Raw genomic sequence first — 26,325 nt, 5'->3', positions numbered from 1 at the left:
GGGATTTTCCCGCGCGGGTTATTCGTTAGTTCCTTTACCCTGCATATGACCACCGGCACGCACGCGCGTTTGCCGGGTCGGAGAAGTGCGTTCTGAACGGAGAGACAACGAGCATGATTTCGCGGCGTGATTTTCTGCAAGCAACTGTTGCAGCCTCGGCCATCTATGGTGCCGCTGGGGTTGGCAACTGGTCGAAACTGGCTGCCCAGCAGGTTCTGACGCAGGACGACCTGCTGAACTTCGACACTTTCGGCAACATCACACTTGTGCATGTGACCGACATTCACGGCCAGCTTAAGCCGGTGTATTTCCGTGAACCGGAAATCAACCTTGGTGTTGGCGATGTGAACGGCCTGCCGCCGCATGTGACTGGTGCCGATTTCCTGAAGATGTTCAACATGACCCCCGGCACGCCCGAGGCTTATGCGCTGAGCTATCAGGATTTCAGTGCGCTGGCGAAAACCTATGGCCGGATGGGCGGGCTTGATCGCGTTGCGACGATCCTGAATTCGATCCGTTCGTCGCGCCCTGACGCGCTGTTGCTGGATGGTGGCGATACGTGGCACGGGTCTTACACCTGCTTCAAGACAGATGCGCAGGACATGGTGAACGTCATGAACGCGCTGAAACCGGATGCGATGACCTCGCACTGGGAATTCACGCTGGGCGTTGATCGCGTGAACGAGATCGTCGAAAGCCTCGACTTTCCGTTCCTTGGCGCGAACATCTTTGACAACGAATGGGATGAACCCGCCTACGAACCGTACAAGATGTTCGAACGGGGCGGGGCGAAGGTTGCGGTGATCGGCCAAGCCTTCCCATACCTGCCGATTGCCAACCCGAAATACATGTTCCCCGGCCTTAGCTTCGGTGTGCGCGAAGAGCGGATGGCAGAGGTTGTACAAGAAGTGCGCGATGCAGGCGCCGATCTGGTTGTTGTGCTGTCGCACAACGGGTTCGACGTAGACCGCAAAATGGCCGGAAAAGTTCCGGGTATCGATGTGATCCTGACCGGCCACACGCATGATGCGCTTCCTGAACCGGTGATGGTTGGGAACACGATGCTGATCGCATCAGGCTCCAACGGTAAGTTCGTGACCCGGCTTGATCTGGACGTGCGCGATGGTCAGCTTCTTGGCTTCCGCCACAAGCTGATCCCTGTCTTCTCGGACGTGATCGCGCCCGACCAAGAGGTTGCCGCCCTGATCGACGAACAGCGCGCGCCTTATGAGGCCGAGTTGTCCGAGGTTCTGGGCCACACTGACAGCCTGCTGTACCGCCGCGGTAACTTTAACGGAACGTGGGATGATCTGATCTGTAACGCGCTGATTGATGAGCGTGAGGCCGACATCGCCATGTCGCCCGGCTTCCGCTGGGGGCCAAGCCTGTTGCCCGGCGATCCGATCACGCGCGAGGATCTGTTCAACGCGACGTCGATGTCTTACCCGGCGGCGTATCGTTCGGAAATGACCGGCGAAACGATCCACGTGATCCTAGAGGACGTGGCCGACAACTTGTTCAACCCAGACCCATATTACCAACAGGGCGGGGACATGGTTCGCGTGGGCGGCATGGGCTACCACATCGACGTAAGCAAGCCGCAGGGCAGCCGCATCACCAACATGACATTGCTGAAAACCGGCGAAGCGATCGACCCGGCCAAAACCTATGTTGTGTCCGGTTGGGCCAGTGTGAACGAGGGCACCGAAGGGCCCGCCATCTGGGACGTGGTGGAAAGCTACGTCAAACGGATGGGCACAGTCAGCGTTGATCCGAACAAATCTGTGCAAGTCACCGGGGCGTGACCGATCATCGCATATACACATCTAGAATAATGAATATAAGTTAAGCATCTCTAGAGGAGGTTGCAGATATGACAGACAAGTCAGACCCCACGACCACCCGGCGCGGCTTCCTGAAAACAGGATTGGCCGCAGGTGGTGCCATGGCAGCCGGTGGGGCCGCCAACGCAGCGGGGGACCCGCTGATCACCGAGGTTCAGCCTTGGGCGCAAGAACTGGGCGACGGTGTGGATGCCACGCCATACGGTATGCCGATCGAATTCGAATCCGACGTCGTGCGCCGGAATGTTGAATGGCTGACGGCTGACACGATCAGCTCGATCAACTTCACGCCGATCCACGCGCTGGACGGTACGATCACCCCGCAGGGCTGTGCGTTTGAACGCCACCACTCGGGCGCGATTGAGCTTCGCAAGGAAGACTATCGCCTGATGATCAACGGGCTGGTCGATACGCCGCTGATCTTTACCTATGAAGATCTGGAGCGTTTCCCGCGCGAAAATCATGTGTATTTCTGCGAATGTGCAGCGAACACCGGTATGGAATGGGCGGGGGCGCAGCTGAACGGCGCGCAGTTCACCCACGGTATGATCCACAACATGGAATACACCGGCGTTTCCCTTCGCACGCTGCTTGAGGAAGCAGGCGTAAAGCCCGAAGGTAAATGGGTTTATGTCGAAGGGGCGGATGCATCTTCGAACGGTCGCTCCATCCCGTTGGAAAAAGCGCTGGACGATGTGCTGGTGGCCTTCAAAGCCAACGGTGAAGCACTGCGCAAGGAACATGGTTACCCCGTGCGGCTGGTTGTTCCCGGTTGGGAAGGCAACATGTGGGTCAAATGGCTGCGCCGCATCGAAGTGGGCGATCAGCCGTGGGAAAGCCGCGAAGAGACCTCCAAATACACCGACACGCTGGAAGACGGCACATCGCGCAAATGGACGTGGGAGATGGACGCAAAATCCGTCGTCACCAGCCCAAGCCCGCAGGCGCCAATTACGCATGGCAAAGGCCCGCTGGTAATCACCGGTCTGGCATGGTCGGGGCGTGGCGCGATCACCCGCGTGGATGTCTCTGTCGATGGCGGCAAGTCTTGGAAAGAGGCGCGGCTGGCCGCACCCGGCCAAGACAAAGCCATCAGCCGGTTCTATCTGGATCACGACTGGGACGGTTCCGAAATGCTGCTGCAAAGCCGCGCGATCGACAGCACCGGTTATGTTCAGCCCACCAAGGCACAGTTGCGTGACGTGCGTGGCCTGAATTCGATCTATCACAACAACTGCATCCAGACCTGGTGGGTCAAGGAAAGCGGGGAGGCAGAGAATGTCGAAGTATCGTAATCTTCTGATCGGCACGGCGTTGGCCTCTGCGATCGCCGCCCCGGCGCTTGCTGGAAACCTTGGCCTTGGCCGCCCCGCATTGCCCGAAGAGGTTGCCGCGTGGGACAAAGACGTGCGCCCCGATGGGCTTGGCCTTCCAGAAGGCTCCGGTTCGGTTGAGGACGGCGAGATGGTCTTTGCCGAGGTTTGTGCAAGCTGCCACGGCGACTTTGCCGAAGGCGTGGACAACTGGCCCAAGCTGGCCGGTGGTATGGGCACGTTGAACCATGAGGATCCGCTGAAAACGGTTGGTTCTTATTGGCCGTATCTTTCGACGACGTGGGACTATGTGAACCGATCCATGCCGTTCGGGAACGCGCAAAGCCTGAGCAATGACGAGGTGTACGCCATCGTCGCGTACATCCTTTATTCCAACGATCTGGTCGAGGATGACTTTGTTCTGTCCAACGAAACCTTCCTTGACGTGGAACTGCCCAACACGGGCGGCTTTATCGTGGATGACCGGGCCGAAACGGAACTGGCGCTGTTTTCACAGGAACCTTGCATGGTGGATTGTAAGGAAACTGTCGAAATCACAATGCGCGCAGCTGTTCTGGACGTGACGCCGGAAACTGAGCCTCAGGCCGCCGCTGAACCTGCTGAGCCTGCCGAAGAAGTTGCTGTTGCCGAACCCGCACCAGCGCAAGAAGCACCAGCAGAAGAAGCCCCCGTTGAAGTGGCCGCGGTTGATCCGGAAATGGTCGCCGCAGGCGAGAAGGTCTTTAAGAAATGCAAGGCCTGCCACCAAGTTGGGGACGGCGCGAAGAACCGCACGGGGCCACACCTGAACGGTATCGTCAACCGCGTCATCGGTACGGGCGAAGGTTTCAAATATTCCAAGTCTATGGCTGGAATGGCCGACGAAGGCGCGATCTGGGACGACGAGGCGCTTCATGCGTTTCTTGAGAACCCTAAGAAATACGTCTCGAAAACCAAGATGGCTTTTGCTGGCCTGAAGAAGGAAGACGACCGCGCGGCGATTATCGCGTATCTGCAATCTTTCGAATAAACGACCACTCACGGCATCGTGCGGGCGGCCCATTGTGGCCGCCCGTATGCGTTTGGGGCAAGCTGTGATACCATTCCCGCCGAAAGAGAGGGGAGGGTCACATGCTGACACGTCGTTTACTGTTGGGCGTCGCTGCGTCCCTTGCCGCGCCGCGTCTTGCCTTGGGCGAGGCACGCGTTGGCGACGACGGGCTTCATAAGCAAGACTGGTTCTTGGACAGTTTTCTGGAACTTGGGGACGATCTTGAAACCGCCGCCAGCGAAGGGCGCAACTTGATGGTTCTGATCGAACAGGCGGGCTGTCCTTATTGCCGCGAGCTGCATCAGGTGAATTTCGCCCGACCCGAGATCACGGATTTTATCACCCAACATTTTGACGTTATTCAGCTTGACCTGTGGGGGTCACGCGCAGTTTTGGATTTTGATGGCGAAGAGTTAGAGGAACGCAAGTTGGCAGCGAAATGGGGCGTGAATTTCACGCCCACCACGTTGTTGTTCGCCGCAGAAAACGCCGGGGCTGAAGACGCGCGTCAGGCGGAATCCTTTCGGCTGCCCGGGTATCTGAAACCGTTCCATTACCTGTCGTCGCTGGAATATGTCGTCAGCGGCGAATACCGCGAACAGCCCTTTCAGCGCTATCTTCAGGACAAGTTCGAAGCGCTGCGTGAAAAGGGGATCGACCCTGACGTTTGGTGACGTGGGCTAAAGCCCTAGCGAAAACCGGCCGTATTCACCGTTCGCAAAGACCAGCGGGTCAGCATCGCCAATCGTCACGTCGTTCACACGGCCAACGACAATCGCGTGGTCGCCCCCATCATGGACATCATGCCGGGTGCAGTCGAACCGTGCTGCAAAGTGGCGCAGCAGCGGAAGGCCATCTGGCCCCACTTCCCAATCCATCGGCGCGAAATCGTGCCCTGTGCGTGCGAAATGGAGCGCCACGGGAAGTTGGTCGTCGGCCAGCACGTGGATGGCAAAGCGCGGGGTGTCGCAGAACAACTGATACCGGCGGGATGATTTTGCAGGGGCCCAAAGCACCAGCGGGGGATCAAGCGACAGCGATGAAAAGCTGTTGGCGGTGATCGCCATCGGCCCGTCCGGACCTGCCGTGGTTACAACCGTCACACCCGTTGCAAAACGGCCAAGCGCATCACGATAGCTGCGTTCAGAACCGGGCCCCGGAGTAACGGTTTTCATTCGTGCAACCCTTTCGCCGCCATCGGCTGTTGGTGTTTTGCGCCGTTGCGGCCCGCCTCAGATAACATGATCGCGGCGAAGGGCAAGCGATCTGGCGATTACGGTGAATTTGGCAGGCGTCACAAAACGTTCAGAAAAACGCAACAAACCCGTCGCGCCCCGTCTGTATCCCGTCGCTGACTGGATATGGGGATTTCATGCTGCTTAGCGTCGAAAACGTCACGAAAACATTCGGGCGAAACAAGGCGGTGGATAACGTAAGTTTCGCCTTGGAAAAATCAGCCATGATTGGCATCATTGGCCGTTCCGGCGCGGGCAAGTCGACCTTTCTGCGGATGGTCAACCGCCTGACGGACGCAATCACAGGTGCGATCAAGTTTGATGGCCGTGATATTTTGCACCTGAAGGCGGCGGAGAAACGCGCGTGGCAATCTGACTGCGCGATGATCTTTCAGCAGTTCAATCTGGTGCCGCGAATGGACGTGGTGTCCAACGTGCTGCACGGAACGTTGAACCGCCGGTCGACCTTTGCGACTATGTTCAACCTGTACCCACAGGGCGACATTCACCGCGCCATCGACATTCTGGATCGTCTGGGCATCGCGGAACAGGCCCCCAAACGCGCCGAGGCACTGTCAGGTGGCCAGCAACAGCGCGTCGCCATTGCCCGCGCGTTGATGCAAGACCCCAAGATCATTCTGGCCGATGAACCCATTGCCAGCCTTGACCCAATGAACGCCCAAGTCGTGATGCAAGCCCTGCGCCGTATCCACGAAGAGGACGGGCGCATGGTCATCGCCAACCTTCACACGCTGGACACTGCGCGACGATATTGCGACCGCGTGATTGGAATGCGGGGTGGGCGTATCGTGTTCGATGGAACGCCCGATCAGCTGACCACCGGCGTTGCGCGCGACATTTACGGCGCCGATGCCTCGTTCTCTGAGGCGGCGACCTCGACTTCGATTGAGGCGCTGGAAACCCCGGCCGAACGTGCCGTCCATCAGGCCGAGGCAACCGTTTAGAACTTTCATCACCCCCGTGGCCCAAGGCTGCGGGTTTTTCATATCAGGAGAGGACATCCGATGAAAAAACTGCTCGCAGCCCTCGTGGCAACCACTGCTTTGGCCGCGCCAGCCATGGCTGAGGACATCACAGAATTCCGTATCGGCATTCTGGGGGGCGAAAACGCTCAGGACCGTATGACATCGCATCAGTGCCTGAAGGAATACACCGAAGAAGCACTGGGCGTTCCGGTTAAAATCTTTGCGCCTGCGGATTACAACGGCGTTATTCAAGGCCTGTTGGGCGGCACCATCGACTATGCGTGGCTGGGCGCGTCGGGCTATGCGAAAACCTTCCTTGATGATCCAGAAGCTGTTGAGCCTGTTCTGGTTAAGATCAACCTTGATGGTTCTTACGGCTACCACTCTATCGGGTTTGCCCGCAAAGACAGCGGCATCGCATCGTTGGACGGCATGAAAGGCAAGGTTTTCGGTTTTGGTGATCCGAACTCGACCTCTGGCTATCTGATCCCATCGATCGAAATTCCAGAAACCACCGGCGCGACCATGGAATCCGGCGACTATTTCGGCGAAGTTAAATTCACTGGCGGCCACGAACAGACCATCGTTGCGGTGAACAACGGCGACGTTGATGGCGGTGTGACTTGGGCTGACGGTCAGGGCAACTGGGAAGACGGCTATAACTCTGGCGCGCTGCGTAAGGCGGTTGATGCGGGTCTGGTCGATATGAACGATCTGGTGGAAATCTGGCGTTCCAAGCCAATCCCAGAAGGCCCGATTGTTCTGCGCAAAGCCCTGCCAGCAGAGGTTAAGGCCAAAATGACGGCGCTGATTGATGGCATGTACGAGCAGGACCAAGACTGCGCTTACAACATCGCATCGGGCGAAACGCTGGGCTTCGACCCGATCACCCACGACGCTTACCTGTCGATCATCGAAGCACGCAAAGCCAAGTCTAACTGACCTAGGCTGAATTCAGACGGGCCGCCCACGCTGCGGCCCGTCGTTCGTTTCAAAGGCACCCCACATGGCAGAGATTTCGGCACACTCAGGCCCCGGCACGACGGATATCCGCGCGCATTACTTGGAGCTTATTCAACGCAAACGCCTTTATGGTGGTTTGACGCTTTCGATATTTGCGCTGTTGATGGTTTCCGGGTTTCTGTTGGCAGACAGCCGCAACGCGGGCGGTTTTTGGGGCGGCATCCTGAACATTTTCGACTTTCCCGCCCAAGTGATCGGCGAGGCGTCTGAAAAGATCGCCCTGATGCCCGGCCATCTGGTGACGTTCTTCCCGGCCTTGATTGAAACCATCAACATCGCCGCAGTTTCCACCCTTGTGGGGGCGATGCTGGGGACGGTTCTGTCGCTGCTGTCGACCCGTGGGTTGGCGCGGTACCCACGGATGATCCCGCTGTTCCGGCGGCTGATGGACATCATGCGCGCAATCCCCGAAATCGTCATCGCCTTGGTGCTGATTTTTGTGCTGGGCGGTGGCCCGGTACCGGCGATGATTGCCATCGCGTTTCACACCGCGGGCGCGCTGGGAAAACTGTTCTCCGAGGTGAACGAGAACGCGTCTCTTAAACCTGTCGAAGGGCTGCAATCTGTTGGCGCGACTTGGTTACAGCGCATGTGGCTGGGCGTTATCCCGCAGGTCGCGCCGAACTATCTTAGCTATGGGTTGCTGCGGTTTGAGATCAACATCCGCGCCTCGGCGATCCTTGGCTTCGTTGGGGCGGGCGGCATCGGGTACGAACTGAAAAACGCGATCAGTTGGGGGCAGGGCAAGTTTGACGAGGCCGCGGCGATCTTTGTGCTGCTGTTCGCAGCTATCGTGGTGTTCGACCAAATCTCCAGCCATTTCCGCAATCGATTGACCGGGGGCAAGGGATGAGCACCGACACACTGAAAGCCCAAGCCGACGCGCAATTCCGGCGGAAAAGGGTGCTGAACTTTGGCCTGCCGGGGATTGTTCTGGCCTATCTGGTCTATGTCTTTTTCGCCTTCGACATCGCGGGCCTTGCTGAACGCGCACGGATGGACAACGCGCAGACGCTGGTCGCGGACAGTTACAGCTACAAAACCCACGTGACGCGCGACAACCGGTCAGGGGAGCTTTCCATCGCGGTAGAGGGCGAACGCAAGGGCGCATACCCAGACGGTCAGTCGCCGCAATGGGTAACCGAAACCGCCGGGGCAACGCAGGTTGATCTGGGGGATGGCCACGCGGTGATGTTTCTGACCGACGGCAGCATGCGTTATGACGTGCCCGGTTTTGGCCCGATCACCGCAAAACCCGGCACGCGCGGCGTTGAAACCAACCTGAACCGCGAAACGCTGCCAAGCTGGATTAACCTGTCAAAGAACCGTCTGGCGATTACGACGGAGGCCGGGCGCGTCAGCGTCACCCGCAACCGGACAGAGGTGTTCCGCTATTTCCTTGGGTGGGAGCTGTTCTTCTTTACGCTCGACAGCCCGTATCATGGGGCTGGCCTGGCCGAAATTGTGTTCGGCGACCAGATCGACCCGGCCCGAGGCAACATCGCTGGCGCTGTGCATGATTTCTGGACCAACGCGATGTGGCGCCATGACGAAGTCGCGTGGGCCATGTTCGAAACCATTCTGATGGCGTTCCTTGGCACGATGGGCGCGGCGATGATTGCTTTGCCGCTGGCCTTTGTGGCGGCCCGCAACTTTGCCCCGCTACGCAGCGCGCGCTTTGCCATTCGCCGGGTGTTTGACTTTGTGCGTGGGGTGGATGGGCTGATCTGGACGATCATCTTGTCACGTGCGTTTGGGCCGGGGCCGATGACAGGCGCGCTGGCCATTCTGCTGACCGATACGGGCAGCTTTGGTAAGATGTTCTCGGAAGCGTTAGAGAACGTTGATGAAAAACAGATCGAAGGCATCCAATCCACCGGGGCGAAGCCGCTGCAACGGTATCGCTTTGGGGTGATCCCGCAGATCACGCCGGTGTTGTTAAGCCAAGTTTTGTACTACCTTGAATCCAACACGCGCAGCGCCACGATTATTGGGGCCATCACCGGCGGCGGCATCGGGTTGTTGCTGACGCAGGCGATCATCACGCAGAAAGATTGGGAAGAGGTCAGCTATTACATTGTTCTGATCATCCTGATGGTGATGTTGATGGATTGGCTGTCTGGCTGGCTGCGCCGCCGTTTGATCGCTGGCAATGAAAGCGGGGAATAAGGCATGGCGCGTCTGACAGAGGATCAGCCGTATCTCCACCCTGATAGCGACATCACCGAAAGCAGTTTCGGCCGTTTCGTTGAAATCGGGCAGGGCAGTCGCGTCGCGTTCAGCGATTTTGGCGATTACAGCTATTGCGACCGTTATGCGGATATCGCCAATGCCTCGATCGGAAAGTTTTCAAACATCGCCAGCTTTGTACGCGTCGGCGCAACGGATCACCCGTTGGATCGCGCATCGCTGCATCATTTCATGTACCGATCTGCCGATCTGTGGGACGACGTGGAAAACGACGCCGCCTTTTTCGCGCACCGTCAAACCCGCCGGGCCGTGATCGGGCACGATACGTGGGTGGGCCATAACGCGCAGATCAAGCCAGAGGTGACAATTGGCCATGGCGCTGTTGTGGCGGCTGGCGCGGTGGTGACGGCGGATGTGCCGCCTTACATGATCGTCGCCGGGGTACCCGCCAAACCCTTGCGCGCGCGCCAGCCCCGCAAGATCGCAGAACGGTTGATGGCCTTGGCGTGGTGGGATTGGTCGCATGACGACATGCGCGCCGCGCTTAACGATTTTCGCGGGCTAACGGCCGAAGCGTTCTTGGATAAATACGAAAGCTAAGCCGCCAACAAAAAAGCCCCCGCGAAGCAGGGGCTTTGATAGGTTCCGGTTTTTAAACCGTTATTTCGGAAGCGGGCCGATCATCATGATCATCTGACGACCTTCCATCTTTGGCATGTTTTCGACTTTGCCAAGATCTTTGATGTCTTCCGCGACGCGTTCTAAAAGTTCGCGGCCAAGGTTCTGGTGGGCCATTTCACGGCCACGGAAACGCAGGGTAACTTTCACCTTGTCGCCGTTTTCCAAGAACTTGAACACGTTGCGCATTTTCACGTCGTAGTCATGGGTGTCAGTGTTCGGGCGGAACTTGACCTCTTTGACTTCGATGATCTTTTGCTTTTTGCGTGCTTCGGATTCCCGCTTTTGCTGTTCATATTTGAACTTGCCGAAATCCATGATCTTACAGACCGGCGGTGCAGCGTTCGGGGAAATTTCCACCAGATCAAGCCCTGCCTGTTCGGCAAGTTCCATCCCACGCTCCGGGGTGACAACGCCTACGTTCTCCCCCTCTGCTCCGATCAAGCGGATTTCAGGGCAGCGAATACGATCGTTGATGCGAGGGCCGGTTTCGCGCGTTGGGGGCGCGTTGTGAGGTCTGCGGGCTATGGTGTTTATCCTTCGATGGTTAAAGCGTTTGCGCGAAAATAGACGCGGAGGAGGCGTGTTTCAACCCAGATTCCATTCGATTTTCGGCGACGTCCTGCCGGTAGGGCGCAAAACTGGTTTCCATTCTTGTGGTGCTTTGCAAAAAGGGCGCATCAATACGCGCGTAATGCGCTTCAGAAAGGAAGATGCGATGAAGAATACTGTGATTACCGTAGCCGTTTTGGCCGCAATCGGAATCGGAGGCTTCGTCTGGTATCAAAGTAAGAATGAAGTACCGGTTGTAGATGTTGAAACCCCTGCTGTTGAAGCTCCTTCGCTGCTGGAAGGCGCGGCGGATGCCGTTAGCGATGTAACCGAAGGTGTTGCTGAAACTGTCGAATCGGCAGTTGAAGAAACAGCCGGTGCTGTTGAAGAAGCCGCAGAGGCCGCCGCCGAAGGTGTAAGCGATATTGCTGAAGGCGCTGCAGACATGGCGACAGATGCGGCTGAGGCTGTTTCCGACGTTGCGACCGACGCCGTAGAAGCCGCAGAAGGCGCCGCTGACACAGCGATGGAAGCAGCTGGCGAAGCTGTTGAGGGTGTTGTCGAAGGTGCTGAAGGCGCTGTTGATGCAGTGACCGAAACGGCGACCGACGCTGTTGAGACTGTTGAGGGTGCTGCCGACGCAGCAATGGATACAGCAACCGAAGCCGCCGAAGGCGCGATGGACACAGCAACTGAAGCTGCCGAAGGCGCGATGGAAGCGGTAACCGACACAGCCGCTGAAGCGACCGAAGCAGCAACAGAAACTGCCGCCGAAGCTGTTGAAGCAACGACTGAGACAGCTGCAGAAGCTGTTGAAGCAACAACCGAAACAGCTGCCGAAGCTGCAGAGGCAACAACTGAAGCCGTCGAAGCAACTGGTGAAACCGCAACGGTAGCCGAAGAAGCCGCCGAAGCTGTGGAAGGCGCGACGGCAGAAGCTGCAACAGAAGCGGCCCCTGCGATGTCCATCCAAGAACTGCTGACACCAGAAGGTTTCAACGCTGACAAGGTTCTTGAAATGATCGACGGCTCTGATCTGGGTATCGCCAAAAAGGCGTTGCTGCGTTCGGCTGTTGAAAAAGCCGCTGACAACCCCGAGCTGGCAGAGACTGCCATCGAAGCCGTTAAATCGGCACTGGGCCTGTAAGCGTCTAAGTTTTGAAGATTGGCCGCGCCAAGGTGACTTGGCGCGGCTTTTTCGTTGGCTCAGCCAACAAAGGCTTTTTCAACCACGTATTCCTTCGGTTCTGAATTGGCACCTTCGCGCAGGCCGAAGCCTTCCAGAATTTCCTTCAGATCGGTATTCAGCCCTAACGAGCCGCACACCATTGCGCGATCCGTTTCGGGCGTGATTGGCGCAATGCCCAGATCGGTAAAGATTTCCCCAGAACGCAAAAGATCCGTCACGCGGCCCATCTTGGCGCTTTGTTCGCGCGTGGTGGTTGGGTAATAGCGCAGCTTGTCCCCAACCATTTCACCGATCAGCGGGTCGTCTTTCAGGCTTTCCACCAGTTGGCGCCCGTATTCCAGTTCGGCCACCTGACGGCAGGTATGCGTCAGGATGACCTGATCGTAATCCTCATAGGTTTGGGGTTCGCGGATCAACGAGGCAAACGGCGCGATCCCGGTGCCCGTGGCAAAGAACCAAAGCCGTTTGCCGGGCAGCAATGCGTCATGCACCAACGTGCCCACGGGTTTGGGGCGTAGGATGATCTGATCACCCGGCTGAATGTGCTGCAACTTTGATGTCAGTGGGCCGTCTTGGACCTTGATCGAATAGAACTCCAGCTCTTCGTCCCATGACGGCGAGGCGATGGAATAAGCCCGCATAATGGGGCGTCCGTTTTCACCGGGCAGGCCGATCATCACAAACTCGCCCGAGCGAAAGCGCAACGACTGTGGGCGCGTCACGCGAAAGGAAAACAGGCGGTCGGTCCAATGGCGCACCTGCGTTACGGTTTGCGCATCAGGAAGCGTGGCGGGGCGGGGGGCTGGTTCTGTCACGTGGCCTATCCGGTCATTCAGTTGGCATGGGTAAGACTAGGCGCGCAAATTCTGCGCGAAAAGCCCCCAACGTTGATGCAGATTGGCGCAGTGCGATCATTCAGGTCCATGACGCGGATCAAACGGTTTTGCGCTGTTTGCCATGGGATTCGAAAAAATGTTCTGTTATCCCAAGAACAACGCCCGCCGGGGCGAAGAATTTCCCAAGGGGCTGCAATGACGAGCAAGCTGGATAAAACCGACCGCAAGATTTTGGCAGAGCTTCAGCGCGACGCCAGCCAATCATTGGATGAAATCGCAAAGACCGTCGGGTCCTCAAAAACCCCTGTGTGGAACCGTATCCGCAAGATGCGTGAAACCGGCGTTATTCGGGGTCAGACAGTCATCGTTGAACCCGAGGCGCTGGGGCTGGAGGCCTGCTTTTTCGTTCTGATCCGCACGGCCGAGCATGAGGCCGATTGGCAGCTTCGTTTCCTTGAAACGCTTCGCGCGCGCCCAGAGGTTCTAGAGGCGCATCGGTTGGCCGGTGACATCGACTATATTCTGAAAGTCCGCGTCGAAAATGCGCGTGCCTATGATGCGTTCTATCAGGCGCTGATTGCCGAAGTGAAAATTCACAACGTTACGGCGCTTTTGTCGATGGAAGAGATCAAGGCCACCACTGAACTGCCGCTATAAGGCGGGGTGGGGCGCGGTTGAAAACCTGCGTGGCGAAGCTTACGACTTAGTGCATGCAACTGTCCGAAGGCCGACGATGAAATCGGAACTTATCATCTCTACGTACAACAGCCCGCGCGCGCTGGTGCTGACGCTTTTGTCGGTTACCAAACAACGCGTGCAGCCGGATAGCGTTTGCATCGCGGATGATGGGTCAGGGCAGGAAACACGCGACGCCATCGCCGATTTTCAAGCACGGTTTCCGTCGCTGCCGATCCGCCATGTTTGGCACCCTGACAACGGGTTTGAAAAGAACGTGATCCTTAATCAAGCGGTCGCCACTTCGGATGCGGATTATCTGATCTTCATCGATGGTGACTGCCTGATCGATCCGGTCTTCGTCGCGCGCCACTTGGAAGTCGCGCGCCCCGACAGGTTTTGTTCAGGAAGCCTGATCCGTCTGGATGATCCAACGACCCAAGCCGTGACAGAAGACGACGTTCTGGAAGGCCGGGTGTTTGATATCGCTTGGTTGAAAAAGACCGGCACATTGCGGCGGTTTACAACGTGGCTAAAGGCAGGCGCGCTTCCTAAGCCAGTGCTTGCCGCGTTGGAACATATTTACCCTGTTGGCCGGAACTGGTGCGGCGGCAACGGTTCGGCCTTTCGGGATGCGATTATAAAGGTCAACGGGTTGGACGAAGACATGAAATACGGCGGAGGCGATAAGGAATTCGGCATCCGCCTTGCCAATTCGGGCGTAAAAGGGCGGCATTTGCGGTTTACGGCGCCCTTGGTTCATCTGGATCACCCGCGTGGCTACAAAGACCCAGAGAAGATCAAAGCGCATCGTCTGAAGATCGACCACGCGCGCAAAACCGGTAAGATCTGGGCAGAGGCAGGGATCAGCGGGCATCAGGTATCCGCCTAGGTGTTGCGGATTAGCGCCGGGTTTTGAATGTGAACCCGGCGCTACCCTTTACCCGCTAAGACAATGTGCCTATTGCCGCTGGTAATGTAATTTTCCGGCTAGTGGGGGTGTTCTATGCCACGCGTATCCGTAATCGTCCCAGTTTATCGTCATTGGGACACGGTTGCGATTTGTATCGCGGCGCTAAGCCGTCAGACGTTCCCACAGGAAGATTTTGAGGTCCTTCTGGTTAACAACGACCCAGACGTTCCGCCCCCCTCTGACATGGTGTTTCCCGAAAACACACGCGTAATCGATGAGGCGCGCAAAGGGTCCTATGCTGCACGGAATGCGGGCGTGCGTCAGGCCAAAGGCGAAATCCTTTGCTTTACCGATGCTGATTGCCGCCCCGACGAACATTGGGTTGCCCGCGCTGTCACAGCACTTGCGGATGTGCCGAACCCATCGCGTATCGCTGGCAAGATTGCGCTGGAGGACGAGCCGGGCGCAGCCGGTTGGGTGCGGACCTATGAACGGATGACCGCGTTCAATCAGAAACGTTATGTCGATACTGGCGGCTGGGCGGCGACCGCCAACATGTGTACCCATGCCAGCGCTTTCGATCAGGTCGGCCCATTCAACGAAGAGCATTTTTCGGGGGGCGATCAGGAATGGGGCCGCCGTGCGGCGGCCAAGGGCATTCCGATTTCCCTGCGTGAAGAGGTGATGGTCTATCATCCACCGCGTGCAGATTTCGGCGAAATCGCGACCAAGTATCGTCGTATCACCGGTGCCAAGGTAAATACGAAGATTGCCAAGCGCGGATTGGCACGTATGCGCATTGGGTACCTTGTGACCCTGCCGTTCAAAATCATTCCCAGCATTTCAGCGGCAAAACGCATATTCTCTTTAACGCAGCATCCGCTGAGGGACCGTATCAAAACCTATTGGGTGACCTATATGATCCGTGTCGTGCGCCTTGCTGAAACTGGTCGTATCCTGTTCCTTGGCTCAGAGGCAGAGCGGCGCTAACCAAAGGGGGCTATTGCGCCTTCGGCTTCTTATCCTGCGCCGCGTTTACCTGAGCCCCTAACGACACGGCTTGCCCTTACCGCGCCTCTTTTCCTGACGCTCGCTGCCGGTGTGATCTGTGACGCGGGGACGTTGGGTGTTCTGATCCCGTTGTCCATCGTGATGCTTGTCTATGCGTCTGCCACGGATGTGTCGGTGGGGCTGTTCGTGACCGCGGGCGTGGCGGGGATGCCGATGATGAAGGTTGTGCGTGCGGGGCTATGGTTATTGGCTGTGCTGTTCGGCTTCGTGATCTTGGGAACTACGTGCCGTGGATTTCGACCTATCTGCCGATCAGCCTGATGGTGCTAGGGATCATCACCAACTAGGTTTGATCCAATTGAGTGGTGCCTTATGGCACCGCACCACATAAATTGGGCCGCCCAATGGGGCGGCCCGTTTTGCATTCAGCGTGACGTTTCTGTTTAGGCGGCTTCAAGTGCCTTGATGATGCCAGAGAACTCTGCGGCCTTCAGCGAGGCGCCACCGACCAGTGCGCCATCGACATTTGACGTGGCAAAGATTTCGGATGCGTTGCTTGGTTTGACCGAGCCACCATAAAGCAGGCGCATATCGGCGGCCGTGTCGCCAAAGCGCGCGGTCAGTTCGGCGCGCATGAAATCGTGGACCTCGGCGATTTGTTCTAGGGTGGGAACCTTGCCGGTGCCGATGGCCCATACGGGTTCGTAGGCCACAACAACCGTTGCCCCAGTTGCGCCCTCGGGGATAGAGCCTTTCAACTGCGTGCCGATCACTGTCAGGGTTTGGCCAGCGTCGCGCTGTGCCTCGGTCTCGCCGACGCAGACGACGGCGATCAGGGTGTTGGCGAGGGCGGCTTGGGCTTTGGCGTTGACGTCAGTATCGGTTTCACCATGGTCGGTGCGCCGTTCAGAGTGGCCGAGGATCACATAGCTTGCCCCGGCATCCACCAGCATCGCGGCAGAGGTATCGCCGGTATGCGCGCCGGATGCGTTGGCGTGGCAGTCTTGCCCACCTGTGGCAATCACGCCTTTGGCAACGTCGGACATGCGGGACAGAAGCGTGGCAGGGGGGCACAGCAGGATATCAACCGTCGATGTGGGGTGGGCGGCTTTCAGCGCCTCAACCTCGGCCAGATCGGCAGCAGTGCCGTTCATTTTCCAATTACCGGCGGCTAGTTTCTGTCCCATCACACTCTCCCTTAAATCGTTTTCGCCACGTTCTTCGATAGCGACCGGATAGGCAAGGGGCGCGGGCCAATCGCGGCGTTAGATCGCGACTTATCGGGCCTTGGCGCGTTTGCGTGCGGCGGTTTCTTCGGCGCAGATCAGGGATTTTCGGGCCCAGGTTAGAGCCTCTTCCGGGTCGTCTAATGCGGCTTCGGGAAGGGAGGTGAGGCCGGGAATGACCCGAGTACCGGTTTTTGATCCGTAAGAGAAAGGTTCAGACCCTTCGCCCTGATAGGCGTCGATCAATGCGCCGTCGGCTTTCATATAGATTATATCGTTGATGATGGCCGCGAACATCGCGTCCCCGACATAAAGGCCGGTTCCGCCGAACAGCCGTTTGGTGGTGATGGGGCCAAGTGGGGCAAACAGATCATGGGCGAATTCAAGAAAGCCCGGATCGGTCGCCATTAGGTTTCAGCGAATTTGATCGATTCACCGCAGCCGCAGGCATCCACAACGTTGGGGTTGCGGAACTTGAAGCCGGATTCAAGCAAGGACACTTCATAGTCGATTTCGGTGCCAAACAGGAACATCTGCGCCATGGGGGCGATCATCACCCGCGCGCCATCTTGTTCGACGACTTCGTCGTTCGGGTCCACCTCGGTCACATAGTCCATGGTGTATTCCATGCCGGCGCAGCCGCCCTTTTTGACGCCAATACGCAAGCCTTGGGTATTGTCACGGTCCATCAGCTTGGCAATTTGTTTTGCCGCTGCGGGTGTCATTGATACTGCTTGTTTGCCGGGAATGCCGAACATTTCGATCTCCACTTCCAATGGCAAAGATAGGGGCTGAGGCCGGAAGGCTCAAGTCACGATAGGGGTGTTTGTGGCGCTGTAAGCGTTTCAATCAGGAATTGCGCGCCCAGCGCCATCAAAATGGCCCACCCGATAGAGGCAAGCGTGCCGATGATAACGTATTCGGCCAAGCGGCGTTCGTCTTTGGTGGTGTTGAAGCGAAGCACCGATTTCGCCCCAATCAGAACCGCAACGCCTGTGGGCTGGCCGGTTAGCACGAACAGATAGGTCAAGCCGCGCTCCAACTGTCCGATCAGGCGGCCGGCGTCTTTCAGGCTTCCGGCCAGAACCGCGTGGCGCACCCAGTAGGATTGATAGGGGGTCAGCAGCTTGGCCACCGCAAAGCCGCCCGCGCGAACGGCCAGAATAGCACCTGACAGATAGATCATGATCACAGGAACCCGCGCGGCAATGTCGCCCGCGGACAGAATGTCAGCCCACCAGCCGTCTTGCCACAGGGTTGGGAAGGCGATGGCGATGGCGCAGATGGTGATGATATGCACCGTCTGATCCAACAAGAACGGCCCAAGCGTGTCGCCAAACGCCAGTTTGATGCGATCTGTCAGCAGGTGGAGTGCGGCCAAGAACCAGACTGGCCCGCTTAACGGTTGCCCCACTGCGGCCAAGCTGAGCACCAAAACGATCACGCCATGCAGCAATTGAACCTGCGGTTTCCTTTTGTTTTCGATCATCGCGTTGGTCTGAAAGACGAAATCGGCCAAGGCGTGCGCCAATAGCAGTGCTGCGAGGGTTTCGACCGTGGCGGACATTAGGGGCGTTGCCTTTCCGTGTCAGGGTTTAGGGCCTGTTTTGTCGGGAACAGGCGAATGGTCCTGTTTTTCGGCCTTCAGGCCTGTAATTGGGTTAACAGGGTCAGTGGCCTGTTAGGTGTTGGGCGCCGTAAAAGTGGCCTCAAATTCTTGAATGGCTTCGCTAACCGCCCAAAACTGTGCGGCATCCAGCCGGTCCGCCACGCTTTGCTGACGAATGCCAAGGCTGCTTGCGATATCGGATTGGGTTGCTGGTTTGGGCAGCAGAGAGCGTAAAAGCGCCTCGGCCTGTGGCTGTGACCAGCCTTGGGCGATTGCGTCGCATAATACGAAAACAGCAGGTGCCAGGGCAGGGGCGTCGACAGGATCAATGACCAAGCGCCGCCCGCGTGACATCGTATCAAGCCCGTGCCCGGCATTATGAAATGCGGGGCCATTTGCATCTGACAGATCGGCCGTGCCGGGAAAGGATATGTCGCCAAGGCCAACCGAAATACGGGTGGGCAGTGCGCCGTCCTGTGCCCTTAGACGCGCGAAAAGGTAAAGGCAGCTGCGCAGGGCAAGTGAGGGGCGCGGCAAAAGGCATTGCCAGCCATCGCCGCGATACCGCGTCAGGCGCAACGGCGCGCCATGCCACGGTTCCAGTTCATCGCAAGCGTCCGAAAGGATGCGGAATGTCGCCTCCAACGCATCACGCGCGCCCTTGGTAGAGCCGATGATGTCACCTGTAAGAACCGCAGCTTTCAAGATCGTGCCTCGCATTGGAAAGTCGCAAGGACTTTCGCAAGCAGGCCGAAGGAAAGGCAAGCTAAAAACAACAGCTTGGGGCCGGGCTTACATAAAGCCCAGTTCCAGACGTGCCTCATCGCTCATCATTTCCATGCCCCAGGGCGGATCCCAAGTGATTTCAACATCAACCTGCTTTACGCCAGCCAATGGTTCGATCGCTTCGGCCAACCAACCGGGCATTTCACCGGCAACAGGGCAACCCGGCGCAGTAAGGGTCATCATGACCTTAACCGCGTTTTCACCGTCGATTTCGATCGTGTAGACGAGGCCCAGATCATAGATATTCACTGGAATTTCAGGGTCATATACCGTCCGGCATGCTTCGACCACGCTGTCATACAGCGGGTGGTCGGTGGTCGACGGTTTGATGAGGGGGGCGCCCTCAAGCTGTTCACTTGGTTGGGTCATGCGGCTCTCTGTATAAACTTGAGCGAAGATATAAGGATTAACCCCGACTTCGTCCAGTGCCGCGCCAAAGAGTGATCGCACAGTGGGCAGGAATTATCTGATCCTTGGGCTTTCCCGCTGCGTCGGTTGCGCCCCTTCTTGGATTTCCCGTGGAATCGCCTATACCAGCGCATTCGTGTTCGATGCTTGCAGGAAAAGATATGGCGCCGCGTTTCAACTTTGATCTTCAGGCTACCGACGGGAAAGCCCGCACCGGTGTTATTTCGACCCCGCGTGGCGAAATTCGCACCCCGGCGTTCATGCCCGTGGGCACCGCCGCGACAGTTAAGGCGATGATGCCCGAAAGTGTGGCCGCCACCGGTGCCGATATCTTGCTGGGCAACACCTATCACCTGATGCTGCGCCCCACCGCAGAACGGATTGACCGGCTGGGTGGGCTGCACAAGTTTATGAACTGGGACAAGCCGATCCTGACTGACAGCGGCGGCTTTCAGGTGATGAGCCTGTCTGACCTGCGCAAAATGAACGAAAAGGGCGTAACCTTTCGCAGCCACATCGACGGATCGCGCCACACTCTGACGCCCGAGCGCAGCATGGAAATTCAAAAGCTGCTGGGTTCGGACATTGTGATGTGTTTCGACGAATGCACGCCGTTCCCCGCCGAAGAGAAAGTGGCGCTGGAAAGCATGCGGATGTCGATGCGGTGGGCGGATCGTTCAAAAGAAGCGTTCGGGGATCGCCCCGGTTATGCTTTGTTCGGCATCCAGCAGGGCAGTGTTTACCGCGACCAGCGCGAAGAAAGCGCCGAAAAACTGCGCGCCATTGGGTTTGATGGATATGCGGTTGGCGGCCTTGCCGTGGGCGAAGGGCAGGAAAACATGTTCAGCGTGTTGGACTATGCCCCCGACATGCTACCGACTGACAAGCCGCGTTACCTGATGGGGGTGGGCAAGCCCGACGATATCGTTGGGGCCGTCAAGCGCGGGATCGATATGATGGACTGCGTGCTTCCGTCCCGTTCAGGTCGGACGGGGCAGGTGTTTACCCGCCGCGGTGTCGTGAACATCAAGAACGCGCGCCATCAGGATGATCCGCGCCCGTTGGATGAACATTGCACATGCCCCGCATGCAGCAACTATTCCCGTGCCTATCTGCATCACGTGTTCCGCGCGCAGGAAATCATCAGCTCTATGCTGCTGACGTGGCACAACCTGCACTATTATCAGGAACTGATGGCAGGCCTGCGCAGCGCCATTGCCGAAAATCGTTTCGACGCTTTCGAGAAAGCCTTTCACGCAGGCCGCGCAGACGGGGACATCGAGCAACTGTAAGCGCAGTGCGCAGCGGGGGTTAAACCTGAATGTTGGTGTTGGGCCGGTGCAAAACGTCGGCCCTGTGCACCATTTTATCCAACCGACGACCCGCCCAGTCATCGACCCAATGCATAAAGGCCTTGCGCACGGCATAGTTCGGGCGTTCCCACCGAATGTGAACAGCAGTGCGATTGTCGCGCGGTTCAAGCGAAACAGTGCAGCTGCGCAGGCGGTCGCGTTTCAGTTCTGGCGCGCCGATCACTTCGTAACGGTAACGGTAAGACCATGTGGGTTTGACATGATCAAACTGCATCATCATCTCTTGGAAGTGACCGTTTTTAAAACGGTTAAGCACGTGAAAAGTATTGGCCTGACCGCTGACGAGCGAAATCTTTTCTGTCGTCTCATCGTGGTAATAGCCAACGTTGTTGGGGTCGGGAAAGAACGTCTCCCACAGGTCAAGTTGATCAACATCCGTTACGGTTACTGAACGATCGACCTGAGTATCCAGCACAAGCAGATTATCGGACCAATTGCCGTAAATCAGATGAAAGGAAACCTTCAGCACGATCAGGAAGATGAAGATATTAAGAAGGGGGAAACCCGATTGCGCACTGGTTAGTATCGGAAACTTCACGCTGATAAGCGCGTAAATCAGCAATACAATCCCGATGATTTCGAATGCAAACCTATAGTCAGGAAGCAAAATACTGACGGACAGCGCGACCAAGCCCAAACCAACCGCAAAGGATAGGCTGGCCAGCAAAGGCGCAGGTATGCCGTAAGTAACCCGTGGGTCCGACATGAAGAAAAGGTAACCCGCTATTGCTGACAGAACCATAAGGATTCCCAGCCGGCGGCGTTCGCGGTAGATCCGCCTGGTTAGTGAAGTCATTCTAGGGCTTTAACCATACTTGTTATTGGCCCCTACAACTAGACGTGGAAAATGGAGAAAATGGGGCACGAAATGCTCGAATTCGCGGCTTTCCCATGCGTAAGCTTTTGTCGTGCAATCGCCGCATTTTATCCTATTTAAACTCAGATCATGCCTTGCCGTCTAAAAGTAGAGCGGGCAGACTATGCGGCAAGCTGGAAACAGGCACTGGTTGAAATGTCGGGGTGACCCCCCAAATATTGATACCATGACAGGAAAGGACCAGCGGTTGCCGCCATGCGGGACCAGTGTCCTTTTGCCAATAACCAAGGAAAGAGAATGCACGAGCAACTCAGTCAATCCTACCCCGTCCTGCCGCTGCGCGATATTGTGGTTTTCCCCCACATGATCGTTCCGCTTTTCGTGGGGCGTGAGAAATCGGTGCGTGCGCTGGAAGAGGTGATGGCGGATGACAAGCAAATTCTGCTGTCCAGCCAGATTGACCCGTCGGTGGACGACCCAACAACCGATGGCATTTACCGCGCCGGTGTTCTGGCGAATGTGCTGCAACTTCTGAAGCTGCCCGACGGCACAGTTAAGGTGCTTGTCGAAGGCCGTGCCCGTGTGCGCATCACCGAGTTTCTGGAAAACGAAGACTTCTTCGAAGCCAACGCTGAAAGCTTGGAAGAGATCCCCGGCGATGATGACACGCTAGAGGCGCTTGTTCGGTCCGTTTCGAAGGAATTTGAGCGTTACGCCAAGGTCAAAAAGAACATCCCCGAAGAAGCGCTGAGCACGGTTGCCGAAACCCGCGAAGCGGCCAAACTGGCCGATCTTGTTGCTGGGCATCTGGGCATCGAAGTTGATCAAAAACAAGAACTTCTGGAAACCCTGTCTGTCGCGGACCGGCTTGAGAAAATCTATGGCTTGATGCAGGGCGAAATGTCCGTTCTTCAGGTCGAGAAGAAGATCAAGACCCGCGTGAAGTCGCAGATGGAGCGTACCCAGCGCGAGTACTATTTGAATGAGCAGATGAAGGCCATTCAGAAGGAACTTGGCGATGGTGACGAAGGCCAGAACGAGATTGCCGAGCTGGAAGAGCGCGTCGCCGCAGCCAAGCTAAGCAAAGAAGCCCGTGAAAAGGCGGACGGCGAAATCAAGAAGCTGAAGTCGATGTCTCCGATGTCGGCCGAAGCAACGGTTGTGCGCAACTATCTGGACTGGATGCTTTCGATCCCGTGGGGCGTAAAATCCCGCGTGAAGAAGGATCTGGGCCGCGCGCAGGACGTGCTGGATGCCGATCACTATGGCCTTGAAAAGGTCAAGGAACGCATCGTCGAATATCTTGCCGTTCAACAGCGCAGCAAAAAGCTGAAGGGGCCGATCATGTGCCTCGTTGGCCCTCCCGGTGTTGGTAAAACCTCGCTTGGGAAATCTGTTGCCAAGGCAACGGGGCGCGAATTTATCCGCATCTCTCTGGGTGGTGTGCGCGACGAATCGGAAATCCGCGGCCACCGCCGGACCTATATCGGCTCTATGCCCGGTAAGATCATTCAGGCGCTGAAAAAGGCGAAAACTACGAATCCGCTTATCCTTCTCGATGAGATCGACAAGATGGGCCAAGATTTCCGTGGTGACCCTGCATCGGCAATGCTTGAGGTGTTGGACCCGGAACAGAACTCCACCTTCGTGGATCACTACCTAGAGGTTGAATATGACCTCTCGGACGTGATGTTCCTGACCACTGCGAACTCTTACAACATGCCGGGCCCGCTTTTGGACCGGATGGAGATCATTTCGCTGGCTGGGTACACCGAAGACGAAAAGCGCGAAATCGCGCGTCAGCACTTGATTGCCAAGCAGGTTAAAAACCACGGCCTGCGCAAGGGCGAGTTTGAGGTTTCTGATGAGGCCCTGAACGAGATTATCCGCACATATACCCGCGAAGCGGGCGTGCGGAACCTTGAGCGCGAATTGGCAAAGCTGGCCCGGAAAGCCGTGACCAAAATCGTCAAGAAAGACGAAGAACATGTTGTGGTGACGGATGACAACCTTGAAGAATTCTTGGGCGTCAAACGGTTCCGCTATGGTCTGGCCGAAAAGGACGATCAAGTTGGTGTTGTAACCGGCTTGGCTTGGACAAGTGTTGGCGGTGACCTGCTGTCGATCGAGGCGCTTATGCTGCCCGGTAAGGGCCGGATGAAGACAACTGGTAAGCTTGGCGATGTGATGAAGGAATCCATCGACGCGGCCTCCAGCTTTGTGCGCTCCATCTCGCCCGAAATTGGGGTGAAGCCGCCGAAGTTCGAAAAGGTCGACATTCACGTCCACGTTCCCGAAGGGGCAACCCCGAAGGACGGGCCAAGTGCCGGTGTTGGAATGGTGACATCCATCGTGTCGGTACTGACGGGCATTCCAGTGCGCAAAGACATCGCCATGACGGGCGAGGTTACGTTGCGCGGTAATGTGCTGGCCATTGGTGGGCTGAAGGAAAAGCTGCTGGCAGCCCTGCGCGGCGGGATCAAGACGGTGTTCATTCCGGAAGAGAATGAAAAAGACCTGCGGGAAATCCCGGACAATGTGAAAGAAGGGCTGAAAATCATCCCAGTTTCGCATGTTCGCGAAGTTCTGGCCCAAGCGTTGGTTCGCCAGCCCGAACCCATCGAATGGGACGAGGCCGCCGAAGAGGCAGCAGCCCAAGCTGCGCTGGCGGCCAAAGGTCAGGCCCCAGCGGCCACCGCGCACTAAGCGACGGATCAGAAAAACGAAGGCGCGCTTGAAAAAGCGCGCCTTTTTTCTGTGCTGCTCTATGGTGGGGCCATTGGGCGAACGCCGAATTTTTCCCCTGCACCCGGCGCGTTGACCGGGTATGCTGACCCGAATAACCCGCAAGGAATAACGATAATGGCAAAAACAACAACGACCCGCAGTCGCGCAGACAAAGCAGAACCAGAGGTCGAACAGGTAGAGGAAGCAGCGGTTGAAAAGCCCGAAGCGCTTCGCAAAAAAGAACTGATTGAGCGTGTGGTCACGGCGTCGGGGATGAAAAAGAAAGACGTGAAGCCGGTGGTCGAAGCCACGCTGGCCGTTTTGGGGCAAGCCCTGTCTGACGAAGAGCCGATGAACCTGCAGCCACTTGGCAAGGTGATCATCAATCGCAAGAAAGAGCTGGCAAATGGCGAAGTTCTGATCACCCGCATCCGCCGTTCGTCGAAAGCAGTAGACGCGGCTGAAACCCCGCTTGCAGACCCGACGGAGTAACGCTATTACCCCTCGTGTCGGGTGATTAGCTCAGTTGGTAGAGCGCTTCGTTTACACCGAAGATGTCGGGAGTTCGAGTCTCTCATCACCCACCACCTTGCCCCGTTGATGATAATCCGACTTACTGGTTTGGTGGGTGCTTTGGCTTTACCTGATCTATTTGCCTTATCATCGGGCGGCGCGATGCCCAGGCGCAACGGTAAAGCGGACACAGCTTTACAGCGCTGATTTTCGTGTAGTAGCTGAGCTTGAACGCCTGCGTTCCGCTGGCAGACCGTGTGATTGTTGAAGAGGTATCAAAAGTGCTGAGGTCGAAAAGTATTCATGAAAAGATGATTGTTGAATGCTTTGGCAAAAAGGTTCGTTGGGACGAACCGCGCCCGGCGTTTGATTGTGATCTGGCGATGCTAGGTTTCACCAATCGTTGCGGCTCCAACATGACGGCAGAGCTGCTTCGCAGAACTGGTATATTCGCTGGGCTGCGCGAAAGCCTGAATGGCCCGGCTGTCCAAAAGGTAAGCGAAAAGAATGGCTTGTCGTCTTTTCCCGACTTCATAAAATTCACCGCCGATAGCGAACCAGACGCACCAATTTTCGGGTTTAAGGTAAATCACGCGCAGCTTGAAATGGTGTGCCGGTGGAAAATTCCAAAGATGTTTCGCGGGGCAAAAGTGCTGCACGTAGTGCGGAGCGATCTTGTCGCGCAGGCTGTTTCCTATTCCATCGCTGATCAAACAAAGCAGTGGACCAGCGAACAAAAAGGGTCGGGGATCAAGCCGGAGTTTAATTATGATGACATCATGATCCGGCTAAAGGGTATCGCACCTGCCAACGCTGACATCGCTAAAATCGCGTCCAAATATGGGCTGCCGCGCTTAGAGCTGAACTATGAACACGTAGTTGCCGACCGCACGGCCGCAATCGCGCAAGTTTGTGAATTCTTTGGTCACACGCCGCGTGGACAGATTGAAATGCAGGAACGTTTTCAGAAACAGGGCGATGGGCTTAACGACGAATTCATCGCTCGTTTCATGGAAGAAGCCCGCAAACGCGACCCGCGTGCTTTGGCAAAACTAACCCGTTAGGGGGCTGAACGCGGGGCTTTGTGCCAGCCAAGTTTCGGGGCCGGAATTGGCGCGCAGCGAAAAAACGTCGGCTAAATGACAATGATGTAAAATTTGGACTTGCAGCCCGGTCCGATACCACGCTATTAGCCCGCTCACCGGGTGATTAGCTCAGTTGGTAGAGCGCTTCGTTTACACCGAAGATGTCGGGAGTTCGAGTCTCTCATCACCCACCACTTTCCTTAAAAACAGACCTATGTGATTGCCCAGTGGGCTGTTTTTGGCGGTGCAGACTTTGCGCCCTTGAACCAACGCGCCCAGCCTGCG

Annotated in this window: 28 protein-coding genes and 2 tRNA genes; 20 read left to right on the top strand and 10 right to left on the bottom strand. The window is 57.0% G+C overall.

From position 1 onward, the window contains the following. Positions 1–113 precede the first annotated feature (113 nt). From soxB to COL8621_RS10375, 4 genes are all read left to right on the top strand, one after another. Positions 114–1,805, top strand: coding sequence for a thiosulfohydrolase SoxB (soxB, locus tag COL8621_RS10390; protein ID WP_093967304.1), 1,692 nt, complete (start codon positions 114–116; stop codon positions 1,803–1,805). Positions 1,806–1,873: 68 nt separating this feature from the next. Beyond that, a complete protein-coding gene (gene soxC / locus COL8621_RS10385; RefSeq protein WP_093967303.1) occupies positions 1,874–3,139 on the top strand; it encodes a sulfite dehydrogenase in 1,266 nt (421 codons plus the stop codon). Continuing rightward, positions 3,123–4,187, top strand: a complete 1,065-nt coding sequence (locus tag COL8621_RS10380) for a c-type cytochrome (protein WP_093967302.1) — start codon at positions 3,123–3,125, stop codon at positions 4,185–4,187. Before soxC ends, COL8621_RS10380 begins: the two co-directional genes overlap by 17 nt. A 101-nt stretch (positions 4,188–4,288) precedes the next feature. Continuing rightward, complete coding sequence (locus tag COL8621_RS10375) at positions 4,289–4,882, top strand: thioredoxin family protein (protein WP_093967301.1); 594 nt, start codon at positions 4,289–4,291, stop codon at positions 4,880–4,882. Positions 4,883–4,888: 6 nt separating this feature from the next. On the opposite strand, the gene COL8621_RS10370 is transcribed toward COL8621_RS10375, so the two are convergent. Continuing rightward, complete coding sequence (locus COL8621_RS10370) at positions 4,889–5,383, bottom strand: flavin reductase family protein (protein WP_093967300.1); 495 nt, start codon at positions 5,381–5,383, stop codon at positions 4,889–4,891. Positions 5,384–5,580: 197 nt separating this feature from the next. On the opposite strand from COL8621_RS10370, the gene phnC reads away from it, so the two are divergent. The 5 genes from phnC to COL8621_RS10345 all read left to right on the top strand — a co-directional run bounded on the left by phnC (position 5,581) and on the right by COL8621_RS10345 (position 10,242). Beyond that, positions 5,581–6,408, top strand: coding sequence for a phosphonate ABC transporter ATP-binding protein (phnC, locus tag COL8621_RS10365; RefSeq protein ID WP_370804598.1), 828 nt, complete (start codon positions 5,581–5,583; stop codon positions 6,406–6,408). A 60-nt stretch (positions 6,409–6,468) separates the two neighbouring features. After that, positions 6,469–7,371, top strand: coding sequence for a phosphonate ABC transporter substrate-binding protein (gene phnD, locus COL8621_RS10360; protein ID WP_093967299.1), 903 nt, complete (start codon positions 6,469–6,471; stop codon positions 7,369–7,371). A gap of 64 nt (positions 7,372–7,435) precedes the next feature. Then, positions 7,436–8,305: a phosphonate ABC transporter, permease protein PhnE gene (gene phnE / locus COL8621_RS10355; protein WP_093967298.1), complete on the top strand. Its 870-nt coding sequence runs from the start codon at positions 7,436–7,438 to the stop codon at positions 8,303–8,305. Beyond that, positions 8,302–9,621 (top strand): phosphonate ABC transporter, permease protein PhnE, encoded by a 1,320-nt coding sequence (phnE, locus tag COL8621_RS10350; protein WP_093967297.1) that lies wholly within the window; start codon positions 8,302–8,304, stop codon positions 9,619–9,621. Before phnE (COL8621_RS10355) ends, phnE (COL8621_RS10350) begins: the two co-directional genes overlap by 4 nt. A 3-nt stretch (positions 9,622–9,624) precedes the next feature. Next, positions 9,625–10,242 carry an LbetaH domain-containing protein gene (locus tag COL8621_RS10345; RefSeq protein ID WP_093967296.1) on the top strand — a complete coding sequence of 206 codons (618 nt, stop codon included), beginning with the start codon at positions 9,625–9,627 and terminating at the stop codon, positions 10,240–10,242. A gap of 60 nt (positions 10,243–10,302) precedes the next feature. On the opposite strand, the gene infC is transcribed toward COL8621_RS10345, so the two are convergent. After that, a complete protein-coding gene (gene infC / locus COL8621_RS10340) occupies positions 10,303–10,797 on the bottom strand; it encodes a translation initiation factor IF-3 (protein ID WP_442316371.1) in 495 nt (164 codons plus the stop codon). Between the two features lie 241 nt (positions 10,798–11,038). Here infC and COL8621_RS10335 point away from each other — a divergent pair, with 241 nt between their 5' ends. Continuing rightward, positions 11,039–12,019, top strand: coding sequence for a hypothetical protein (locus tag COL8621_RS10335; protein WP_093968514.1), 981 nt, complete (start codon positions 11,039–11,041; stop codon positions 12,017–12,019). Positions 12,020–12,078: 59 nt separating this feature from the next. Here the strand turns inward: COL8621_RS10335 and COL8621_RS10330 are convergent, their stop codons facing one another. Next, positions 12,079–12,876 carry a ferredoxin--NADP reductase gene (locus tag COL8621_RS10330; RefSeq protein ID WP_093967294.1) on the bottom strand — a complete coding sequence of 266 codons (798 nt, stop codon included), beginning with the start codon at positions 12,874–12,876 and terminating at the stop codon, positions 12,079–12,081. Positions 12,877–13,092: 216 nt separating this feature from the next. Here COL8621_RS10330 and COL8621_RS10325 point away from each other — a divergent pair, with 216 nt between their 5' ends. The 4 genes from COL8621_RS10325 to COL8621_RS10310 all read left to right on the top strand — a co-directional run bounded on the left by COL8621_RS10325 (position 13,093) and on the right by COL8621_RS10310 (position 15,817). Continuing rightward, positions 13,093–13,554 carry an Lrp/AsnC family transcriptional regulator gene (locus tag COL8621_RS10325; protein WP_093967293.1) on the top strand — a complete coding sequence of 154 codons (462 nt, stop codon included), beginning with the start codon at positions 13,093–13,095 and terminating at the stop codon, positions 13,552–13,554. A gap of 76 nt (positions 13,555–13,630) precedes the next feature. Further along, positions 13,631–14,464 carry a glycosyltransferase gene (locus tag COL8621_RS10320; RefSeq protein WP_093967292.1) on the top strand — a complete coding sequence of 278 codons (834 nt, stop codon included), beginning with the start codon at positions 13,631–13,633 and terminating at the stop codon, positions 14,462–14,464. Positions 14,465–14,578: 114 nt separating this feature from the next. After that, a complete protein-coding gene (locus COL8621_RS10315) occupies positions 14,579–15,475 on the top strand; it encodes a glycosyltransferase family 2 protein (RefSeq protein ID WP_093967291.1) in 897 nt (298 codons plus the stop codon). 132 nt (positions 15,476–15,607) lie between these two features. After that, positions 15,608–15,817 (top strand): hypothetical protein, encoded by a 210-nt coding sequence (locus COL8621_RS10310; protein ID WP_141137876.1) that lies wholly within the window; start codon positions 15,608–15,610, stop codon positions 15,815–15,817. Positions 15,818–15,939: 122 nt separating this feature from the next. On the opposite strand, the gene tpiA is transcribed toward COL8621_RS10310, so the two are convergent. From tpiA to COL8621_RS10280, 6 genes are all read right to left on the bottom strand, one after another. Beyond that, positions 15,940–16,683, bottom strand: a complete 744-nt coding sequence (gene tpiA / locus COL8621_RS10305) for a triose-phosphate isomerase (protein ID WP_093967289.1) — start codon at positions 16,681–16,683, stop codon at positions 15,940–15,942. Between the two features lie 90 nt (positions 16,684–16,773). After that, the gene (locus COL8621_RS10300; RefSeq protein ID WP_093967288.1) at positions 16,774–17,130 is read right to left on the bottom strand and encodes a TfoX/Sxy family protein; all 357 of its coding nucleotides are present in this window, start codon (positions 17,128–17,130) and stop codon (positions 16,774–16,776) included. After that, positions 17,130–17,480: a HesB/IscA family protein gene (locus COL8621_RS10295; protein ID WP_093968513.1), complete on the bottom strand. Its 351-nt coding sequence runs from the start codon at positions 17,478–17,480 to the stop codon at positions 17,130–17,132. The genes COL8621_RS10300 and COL8621_RS10295 overlap by 1 nt, the downstream gene beginning before the upstream one ends. Positions 17,481–17,533: 53 nt before the next feature. Further along, on the bottom strand, positions 17,534–18,289 hold the full coding sequence (locus tag COL8621_RS10290) for a DUF3307 domain-containing protein (protein ID WP_093967287.1): 756 nt from the start codon (positions 18,287–18,289) through the stop codon (positions 17,534–17,536). A gap of 114 nt (positions 18,290–18,403) precedes the next feature. Continuing rightward, positions 18,404–19,051: a hypothetical protein gene (locus COL8621_RS10285; RefSeq protein WP_093967286.1), complete on the bottom strand. Its 648-nt coding sequence runs from the start codon at positions 19,049–19,051 to the stop codon at positions 18,404–18,406. A 72-nt stretch (positions 19,052–19,123) separates the two neighbouring features. Beyond that, positions 19,124–19,486, bottom strand: coding sequence for an SUF system Fe-S cluster assembly protein (locus tag COL8621_RS10280; protein WP_093967285.1), 363 nt, complete (start codon positions 19,484–19,486; stop codon positions 19,124–19,126). A gap of 200 nt (positions 19,487–19,686) precedes the next feature. Between COL8621_RS10280 and tgt the strand changes: the two genes are divergently transcribed. Then, complete coding sequence (gene tgt / locus COL8621_RS10275; RefSeq protein ID WP_093968512.1) at positions 19,687–20,817, top strand: tRNA guanosine(34) transglycosylase Tgt; 1,131 nt, start codon at positions 19,687–19,689, stop codon at positions 20,815–20,817. Positions 20,818–20,836: 19 nt separating this feature from the next. On the opposite strand, the gene COL8621_RS10270 is transcribed toward tgt, so the two are convergent. Then, positions 20,837–21,694: a hypothetical protein gene (locus COL8621_RS10270; RefSeq protein ID WP_141137875.1), complete on the bottom strand. Its 858-nt coding sequence runs from the start codon at positions 21,692–21,694 to the stop codon at positions 20,837–20,839. A gap of 318 nt (positions 21,695–22,012) precedes the next feature. On the opposite strand from COL8621_RS10270, the gene lon reads away from it, so the two are divergent. From lon to COL8621_RS10245, 5 genes are all read left to right on the top strand, one after another. Next, on the top strand, positions 22,013–24,421 hold the full coding sequence (gene lon, locus COL8621_RS10265) for an endopeptidase La (RefSeq protein WP_093967283.1): 2,409 nt from the start codon (positions 22,013–22,015) through the stop codon (positions 24,419–24,421). 156 nt (positions 24,422–24,577) lie between these two features. Beyond that, positions 24,578–24,934 (top strand): HU family DNA-binding protein, encoded by a 357-nt coding sequence (locus tag COL8621_RS10260; RefSeq protein ID WP_093967282.1) that lies wholly within the window; start codon positions 24,578–24,580, stop codon positions 24,932–24,934. 19 nt (positions 24,935–24,953) lie between these two features. Then, a tRNA-Val gene (locus COL8621_RS10255) sits at positions 24,954–25,029 on the top strand. A gap of 207 nt (positions 25,030–25,236) precedes the next feature. Beyond that, positions 25,237–26,019: a Stf0 family sulfotransferase gene (locus COL8621_RS10250; RefSeq protein WP_141137874.1), complete on the top strand. Its 783-nt coding sequence runs from the start codon at positions 25,237–25,239 to the stop codon at positions 26,017–26,019. Positions 26,020–26,158: 139 nt separating this feature from the next. Beyond that, positions 26,159–26,234, top strand: a tRNA-Val gene (locus tag COL8621_RS10245). Positions 26,235–26,325 lie beyond the last annotated feature (91 nt).

Origin of the sequence: Actibacterium lipolyticum, assembly GCF_900184935.1 — a bacterium.
In the GTDB taxonomy this organism is placed as follows: Bacteria; Pseudomonadota; Alphaproteobacteria; order Rhodobacterales; family Rhodobacteraceae; genus Actibacterium_A; species Actibacterium_A lipolyticum.
This window is presented reverse-complemented; position numbering and strand designations above follow the sequence as displayed.

Bases quoted from the DNA above. Each gene is read 5' to 3' on its own strand.
- soxB (WP_093967304.1), top strand. From the start codon at position 114: ATGATTTCGCGGCGTGATTTTCTGCAAGCAACTGTTGCAGCCTCGGCC.
- soxC (WP_093967303.1), top strand. From the start codon at position 1,874: ATGACAGACAAGTCAGACCCCACGACCACCCGGCGCGGCTTCCTGAAA.
- COL8621_RS10380 (WP_093967302.1), top strand. From the start codon at position 3,123: ATGTCGAAGTATCGTAATCTTCTGATCGGCACGGCGTTGGCCTCTGCG.
- COL8621_RS10375 (WP_093967301.1), top strand. From the start codon at position 4,289: ATGCTGACACGTCGTTTACTGTTGGGCGTCGCTGCGTCCCTTGCCGCG.
- COL8621_RS10370 (WP_093967300.1), bottom strand. From the start codon at position 5,383: ATGAAAACCGTTACTCCGGGGCCCGGTTCTGAACGCAGCTATCGTGAT.
- phnC (WP_370804598.1), top strand. From the start codon at position 5,581: ATGCTGCTTAGCGTCGAAAACGTCACGAAAACATTCGGGCGAAACAAG.
- phnD (WP_093967299.1), top strand. From the start codon at position 6,469: ATGAAAAAACTGCTCGCAGCCCTCGTGGCAACCACTGCTTTGGCCGCG.
- phnE (WP_093967298.1), top strand. From the start codon at position 7,436: ATGGCAGAGATTTCGGCACACTCAGGCCCCGGCACGACGGATATCCGC.
- phnE (WP_093967297.1), top strand. From the start codon at position 8,302: ATGAGCACCGACACACTGAAAGCCCAAGCCGACGCGCAATTCCGGCGG.
- COL8621_RS10345 (WP_093967296.1), top strand. From the start codon at position 9,625: ATGGCGCGTCTGACAGAGGATCAGCCGTATCTCCACCCTGATAGCGAC.
- COL8621_RS10335 (WP_093968514.1), top strand. From the start codon at position 11,039: ATGAAGAATACTGTGATTACCGTAGCCGTTTTGGCCGCAATCGGAATC.
- COL8621_RS10325 (WP_093967293.1), top strand. From the start codon at position 13,093: ATGACGAGCAAGCTGGATAAAACCGACCGCAAGATTTTGGCAGAGCTT.
- COL8621_RS10320 (WP_093967292.1), top strand. From the start codon at position 13,631: ATGAAATCGGAACTTATCATCTCTACGTACAACAGCCCGCGCGCGCTG.
- COL8621_RS10315 (WP_093967291.1), top strand. From the start codon at position 14,579: ATGCCACGCGTATCCGTAATCGTCCCAGTTTATCGTCATTGGGACACG.
- tpiA (WP_093967289.1), bottom strand. From the start codon at position 16,683: ATGGGACAGAAACTAGCCGCCGGTAATTGGAAAATGAACGGCACTGCT.
- COL8621_RS10300 (WP_093967288.1), bottom strand. From the start codon at position 17,130: ATGGCGACCGATCCGGGCTTTCTTGAATTCGCCCATGATCTGTTTGCC.
- COL8621_RS10295 (WP_093968513.1), bottom strand. From the start codon at position 17,480: ATGTTCGGCATTCCCGGCAAACAAGCAGTATCAATGACACCCGCAGCG.
- COL8621_RS10290 (WP_093967287.1), bottom strand. From the start codon at position 18,289: ATGTCCGCCACGGTCGAAACCCTCGCAGCACTGCTATTGGCGCACGCC.
- COL8621_RS10285 (WP_093967286.1), bottom strand. From the start codon at position 19,051: ATGCGAGGCACGATCTTGAAAGCTGCGGTTCTTACAGGTGACATCATC.
- COL8621_RS10280 (WP_093967285.1), bottom strand. From the start codon at position 19,486: ATGACCCAACCAAGTGAACAGCTTGAGGGCGCCCCCCTCATCAAACCG.
- tgt (WP_093968512.1), top strand. From the start codon at position 19,687: ATGGCGCCGCGTTTCAACTTTGATCTTCAGGCTACCGACGGGAAAGCC.
- COL8621_RS10270 (WP_141137875.1), bottom strand. From the start codon at position 21,694: ATGACTTCACTAACCAGGCGGATCTACCGCGAACGCCGCCGGCTGGGA.
- lon (WP_093967283.1), top strand. From the start codon at position 22,013: ATGCACGAGCAACTCAGTCAATCCTACCCCGTCCTGCCGCTGCGCGAT.
- COL8621_RS10260 (WP_093967282.1), top strand. From the start codon at position 24,578: ATGGCAAAAACAACAACGACCCGCAGTCGCGCAGACAAAGCAGAACCA.